The following is a 6,271-nucleotide window of genomic DNA, read 5'->3' as shown; positions in this document are numbered from 1 at the left end:
GAATGGACATAAATTTATGCTTTCCTCTAATATAAGTACAGGTGAATGCTTAGGTTTTGACGGTGGGGCTTGGGAATTACCTTCTTTTGTTAGCGAAATAAAATAACAATTGAACAATAGAAAGCCTTCAGATCTTATGGCGGTTTAAATATTATAATTTTATATATTAACATTTACCGCAGATCTTTATACTATAAATATTTTACAAAGCAGCTAAAAATTGAAGGTTTTTAGCTTAAAAAAACTCTTTTATTCAAACCAGATCATTGATGCCATTCTACCAGTTCTATTTTCACGTCGATAAGAGAAGAATTCATCTTGTTCAGTATAAGTACAATAATCACCACCAAAAATTTGCGTTACTCCTACTGCTTGTAAACGTTGTTTGGCAATTAGATATAGGTCTGCTAGGTATTTTTGTTCAGTTGGGTTGATCAATTTAAACGCTTCTTGTGCTTTTGGATCGACTTTTTCAAATTGTTGTTTGACTTCAATACCTACCTCAAATTTTTTGACACTAATGGCTGGTCCCATCCAAGCAATGATGTTTGATGGCGAGCTTGAAAATTTTTTGATTGTTTCTTCTAATATACCATTACATAATCCTCGCCAACCAGCATGGACAGCTGCAACTTCGTCACCTTTTGTTGTACAAAAAAGGACAGGCATGCAATCTGCGGTTAACACCACACTAACTTGCTTAGGTTGATTGGTATATGATCCATCAGCTTCAAAAGTTTGATAAGAATCGATGTTACCTGTTGGAGGCTGTAAAGCAATTTGTGATATATCAAGCACTGTTGTGCTGTGAGTTTGCGTTAACCAATACGGTTCGCTTGGTATTTGTTCGGCTTGAATAATTCTTCGGCGGTTTTCAGCAATATGTTCTGAATTATCACCAGTTCGATTTCCCATATTTAAACTTGCAAATGGCGCTAAACTAACACCACCAGTTCGTGTTGAAGTAAAGGCATGAATTTTTTTTGGGGCTGTCCAATATGGGTAAATCGATTTAATCATATTTATCACCAATCTAGTTCATCTTTATGCTGTTCGGTATCTTCTTGTAAAGCTTGTATTAAATTTTGCATATCTTCAGGAATAGGAGCATGCCATTCCATTTGTTCACCTGTTATAGGATGATATAATCGCAACATGGTAGCGTGTAATGCTTGGCGATTAAAATCGCGTAAAGTTTGAATAAAAGATTCACTAGCCCCCTTAGGCGGCCTTGGTCTTCCACCGTAGAGTGGGTCACCAATTAGTGGGTGAGCAATATGTGCCATGTGCACTCGGATTTGGTGAGTTCGCCCTGTTTCTAAGCGCAATCGCAAACGTGTATGTAGGCGATATTTTTCCATCACTCTATAATGGGTAACCGCTGGTTTACCCGTTGGGAATACAGCCATATGTGTACGTTTGGTTGGATGACGGGTGATAGGCTGATCAACGCTTCCTCCTGCGGTAATAATCCCCATGACCACAGCTTCATATTCGCGTGTAATTTCGCGTAGTTGAAGTGATTCGACCAAATGTGTTTGTGCCATAATAGTTTTAGCTACAACCATTAGCCCTGTTGTATCTTTATCTAGACGATGCACAATACCTGCGCGGGGTACGCGTGCTATCTCAGGATAATAATGCAATAAGGCATTTAATACCGTACCATCAGGATTACCTGCTCCAGGATGCACAACTAAATCACGAGGTTTATTAATCACCAAAATGTCATCATCCTCGTAAACAATATCAAGCTTTATATCTTCCGGTTGATGATAAGTTTCTTGTTCAATTTCAGCATTAATAGTTATTATTTCGCCACCGAGCACTTTTTCTTTTGGTTTATTAACGATAACATCGTTGACAGTGACTTTATTATTAATAATCCAATCTTTTATTCTTGAGCGTGAATAATCAGGAAAAAGCTCGGATAATGCTTGATCTAAACGCATTCCTAGTTGACTTTGTTCGATTTTAGTTGATAATTTTAACTCATGCATGTGTAATTTATCTATTTTAAGCTGTTATGTTTTAGAGTATTATATACTAATCATCGCCTTTAATGTTTAATTATATTTGGATCAAAAACTGAATGAAATTGCGTTTACACTCTTTGCTAGCTATCGCTTTAAGTGGCATGCTAATTGGCTGTACTTCTTCCAAGCCCGATGTTGAAAATGTACCCGAGATTGAACTACATAACAAAGCGAAGTCAGAGCTTGAAAATGGTAATATTAAATCCAGTATTACTATATTAGAGTCCTTGGACAAAAATTATCCTTTTGGTCCTTATTCTCAACAAGTTCAACTTGATTTGATTTACGCTTACTATAAATCAGCTGACTTACCGTTAGCAATTGCGTCAATTGACCGTTTTTTGAAATTGAATCCAACGCATCCAAATATTGATTGGGTTATTTATATGCGTGGCATTTCAAATATGGCACAAGACGACAATATGATCCAAGGTTGGTTTAATGTTGATCGTTCAGATCGCGATCCCGATTATGCTTCAGCTGCATTTAAGGACTTTTCTTATCTACTGTCTAGTTTTCCAAACAGTCAATATGCAGCCGATGCGCAAAAACGCCTTGTATTTTTGAAAAATAGATTGGCTCGCTATCAGTTAAAAGTCGCACAATTCTATACAAAACGCGGTGCTTATGTAGCTGTGATTAATCGCGTGACTGAAATGTTAATTATGTTTCCAGATACCGATTCAACTAAAGAAGCATTGCTTTTAATGCGTAATGCTTATAATGAATTAGGCTTAGTTGATGAAACCCAAAAACTTGATCAACTGATTCAAGCAAATCTTAAAAACATGCCTAAAGAAGAACAACGATCATTCTTGTCACGTTTTACTAGCGTCTTTAATGGTGGTTAGGCTTTTTTAATTAAGATACCTACCTTTAATTGCTATTTAATCACACTTAAATAGCAATTAATTTAACTTTTTGTATCCCTTTCACCTTAACCTATTAAAGGTTTGTTATTTATTAAATATCAGTAATAAAATATGCTCAATAACTTAGAATTTATCATAACAAGAAATCAATGTCTTACTTCATATATCGTTTGTAAAACGAATCAATAACCAATACAATTAGCAGCATATTTTTATTAGTAATAATAGATAGGACATTAACTCGTCATGCAAGAACAATATCGCCCAGATGAAATAGAAGCCATTGTACAAAAACATTGGCAAGAAAATAAAACCTTTCACGTTACTGAAGATTCATCAAAAGAAAAATATTACTGCTTATCGATGCTACCTTACCCTTCTGGGCGTTTGCATCTTGGTCATGTTCGTAACTACACCATTGGTGATACCATTTCACGTTACCAACGTTTAAATGGTAAAAATGTACTACAGCCAATCGGTTGGGATGCGTTTGGTTTGCCTGCTGAAGGTGCTGCAGTTAAAAACAATACTGCACCTGCAAAATGGACCTATGAAAATATTGCTTATATGAAAAAGCAATTACAACTTTTAGGATTTGGTTATGATTGGGATCGTGAAATTACTACTTGCCGTCCTGAATATTATAAATGGGAACAATGGTTTTTTACTAAGTTATACGAAAAAGGCTTAGTTTATAAAAAAACATCGGCAGTTAACTGGTGCCCAAATGATCAGACCGTACTTGCTAATGAGCAAGTGGTTGAAGGTTGTTGTTGGCGTTGTAATACCCCTGTTGAGCGCAAAGAAATTCCACAATGGTTTATTAAAATTACCGAATATGCCGAAGAATTACTTAATGATTTGGATACGCTTGAAAGTTGGCCAGAACAAGTTAAAACCATGCAACGTAACTGGATTGGTCGTTCTGAAGGTGTTGAGTTTGATTTTGCTGTTGAAAATTATCCTGATAAGTTACGCGTCTATACAACTCGTCCTGATACATTAATGGGCGTTAGCTTTGTCTCTGTTGCCGCAGAGCACCCTCTTGCACAATTAGCAGCTCAAAACGATCCTAAAATTGCTGAATTTATTGCTGAATGCAAAAATACCAAAACAGCCGAAGCTGATATGGCAACCATGGAAAAGAAAGGTATTGCCACAGGCTTTTATGCTATTCATCCTTTAACAGGTAAAAAAGTCCCTGTTTGGATTGCTAATTTTGTGTTAATTGAATATGGTACAGGTGCAGTAATGGCTGTGCCTGGGCACGATGAACGTGATTATGAATTTGCTTCAAAATATAACTTACCAATTAATCCTGTTATTTTAACTCAAGACGGTAACGCACCAGATCTTTCTGAAAAAGCATATACTGAGCATGGCAAGTTATTTAATTCAGGCGAATTTGATGGTCTTGATTTTGATCAAGCATTTAATGCTGTTGCTGATAAGTTAATTGCATTAGGTATTGGTAAACGTAAAGTTAATTACCGTTTGCGTGATTGGGGTGTTTCGCGTCAACGTTATTGGGGTGCACCAATCCCAATGGTGACGCTGGAAGATGGTACAACCATACCAACACCAGAAGACCAATTACCAGTTATTTTACCTGAAAATGTTGAAATGAATGGTATTACCAGTCCAATTAAGGCAGATCCTAACTGGGCTAAGACAACCGTTAACGGTCAACCTGCACTACGTGAAACCGATACGTTTGATACCTTTATGGAATCTTCTTGGTATTATGCTCGTTACACTTGTCCAAACTACGACAAAGGTATGTTAGACGAAAAAGCAGCAAACTATTGGTTACCTGTTGACCAGTATGTTGGTGGTATTGAACATGCCATTATGCATTTACTTTATTTTAGATTTTTCCATAAATTAATGCGTGATTTTGGTTTAGTATCGTCAGATGAACCAGCAAAACGTCTACTTTGCCAAGGTATGGTATTAGCTGATGCATTTTATTATACCAGTCCAACAAATGAACGTATTTGGGTTTCGCCAACTGAAGTCACTATTGAACGTGATGATAAGGGTCGCATTGCTAAAGCTGTCGATAGTCATGGCAATGAGCTAGTTCATGCCGGTATGACCAAAATGTCAAAATCAAAAAATAATGGTATCGATCCGCAAGAAATGGTTGAAAAATATGGTGCTGATACCGTTCGATTGTTTATGATGTTTGCATCACCTGCTGATATGACACTAGAATGGCAAGAATCTGGCGTTGAAGGTGCAAACCGATTTATTAAACGTGTATGGCGTTTAGTTTATGAACATACCCAAAAAGGTGTAGCAGCAAAACTAGACGTTACAGCTCTAGATAATGAACAAAAATCATTGCGTCGTGAATTACATAAAACCATAGCGAAAGTGAGTGATGATATTGGCCGCCGCCAAACATTTAATACTGCTATTGCCGCTGTGATGGAATTTATGAATCGCTTACAAAAAGCACCGCAAGAAACTGGGCAAGATCGCGCTCTAATGAATGAAGCTTTAAATGCGATTGTTCGACTACTTTACCCTATGATGCCTCACGCTTGTTTTGTTATGTGGCAAGCTTTAGGTAACAACGAATCGATTGATAATACAATTTGGCCTGTTGCTGATCAATCGGCAATGGTTGAGGACGAAAAACTCATTGTTGTACAAATCAATGGCAAAGTCCGTGGTAAATTTGTTGTACCTGCCGATGCCGATCAAGATTTTGTTTTGTCACAAGCAAAACAAGAACCTAACATCCAAAAATATTTGAGTGATGTTGCTATCCGTAAAGTGATTTATGTACCAGGTAAATTATTAAATCTTGTTGTTGGTTAATATTGTTTGATAACTAAATTTAGGCGGTTATTAATATGAAAAAATATTTAGCATTAATTATGTTATTAACAATATCCTTAACAGGATGTGGATTTCACTTACAACATGAGACAGAAGTGCCAGAAAGTTTTAAAACGATGTCTTACATAAGTTATGACCCTTATGGCAGATTGTCTCGCAATATTAAAGAGTTATTACACGATAATGATGTGATAATAACGAATAATAATGCTTCAGGTCAGGTACCATTGTTAAAAATGGTAAGTGAAAATCTAAGTCGCAATACCATCTCGATTTATCAAGATGGTAAGGCAGCCGAATACCAATTAGTGTTAACGATTGAAGCACAAATTGTTATTGCTGGTCAACAGACTTATCCAATAAGCGTACGCGTGTTTAGAACGTTTTTTGATAATCCAGCTGAAGCTTTGGCTAAGACGGTTGAACAAGACTTAATTGAAAACGAAATGTTTAAACAAGCGGCTAAACAAGTCATCCGTAAATTAAAATCGATTCATGCAGTAAATTAACGTT

At 36.4% G+C, this 6,271-nt stretch carries 4 protein-coding genes and 1 pseudogene; 3 read left to right on the top strand and 2 right to left on the bottom strand.

All coding sequences use genetic code 11. The annotated features are described in order from the left end of the window. Positions 1-249: 249 nt before the first annotated feature. Entirely contained in the window at positions 250-1,020 is a 771-nt protein-coding gene (gene pgeF / locus B9N71_RS07925; RefSeq protein WP_085165363.1) for a peptidoglycan editing factor PgeF, read from the bottom strand. 5 nt (positions 1,021-1,025) lie between these two features. After that, entirely contained in the window at positions 1,026-2,000 is a 975-nt protein-coding gene (rluD, locus tag B9N71_RS07920; RefSeq protein WP_085165361.1) for a 23S rRNA pseudouridine(1911/1915/1917) synthase RluD, read from the bottom strand. Between the two features lie 92 nt (positions 2,001-2,092). Between rluD and bamD the strand changes: the two are divergent. The 3 genes and pseudogenes from bamD to lptE form a co-directional block, all read left to right on the top strand. Next, positions 2,093-2,815 (top strand): annotated as a pseudogene (gene bamD, locus B9N71_RS07915) (outer membrane protein assembly factor BamD); the annotation flags it as partial. A gap of 339 nt (positions 2,816-3,154) precedes the next feature. After that, positions 3,155-5,737: a leucine--tRNA ligase gene (gene leuS, locus B9N71_RS07910; RefSeq protein WP_085165357.1), complete on the top strand. Its 2,583-nt coding sequence runs from the start codon at positions 3,155-3,157 to the stop codon at positions 5,735-5,737. Positions 5,738-5,772: 35 nt separating this feature from the next. Continuing rightward, positions 5,773-6,267 (top strand): LPS assembly lipoprotein LptE, encoded by a 495-nt coding sequence (lptE, locus tag B9N71_RS07905; RefSeq protein ID WP_085165355.1) that lies wholly within the window; start codon positions 5,773-5,775, stop codon positions 6,265-6,267. Positions 6,268-6,271 lie beyond the last annotated feature (4 nt).

Source organism: Gilliamella bombi (assembly GCF_900103255.1).
GTDB lineage: Bacteria > Pseudomonadota > Gammaproteobacteria > Enterobacterales > Orbaceae > Gilliamella > Gilliamella bombi.
Note: the sequence above shows the minus strand (reverse complement) of the source record. Positions and strands in the feature narration are given on the sequence as shown.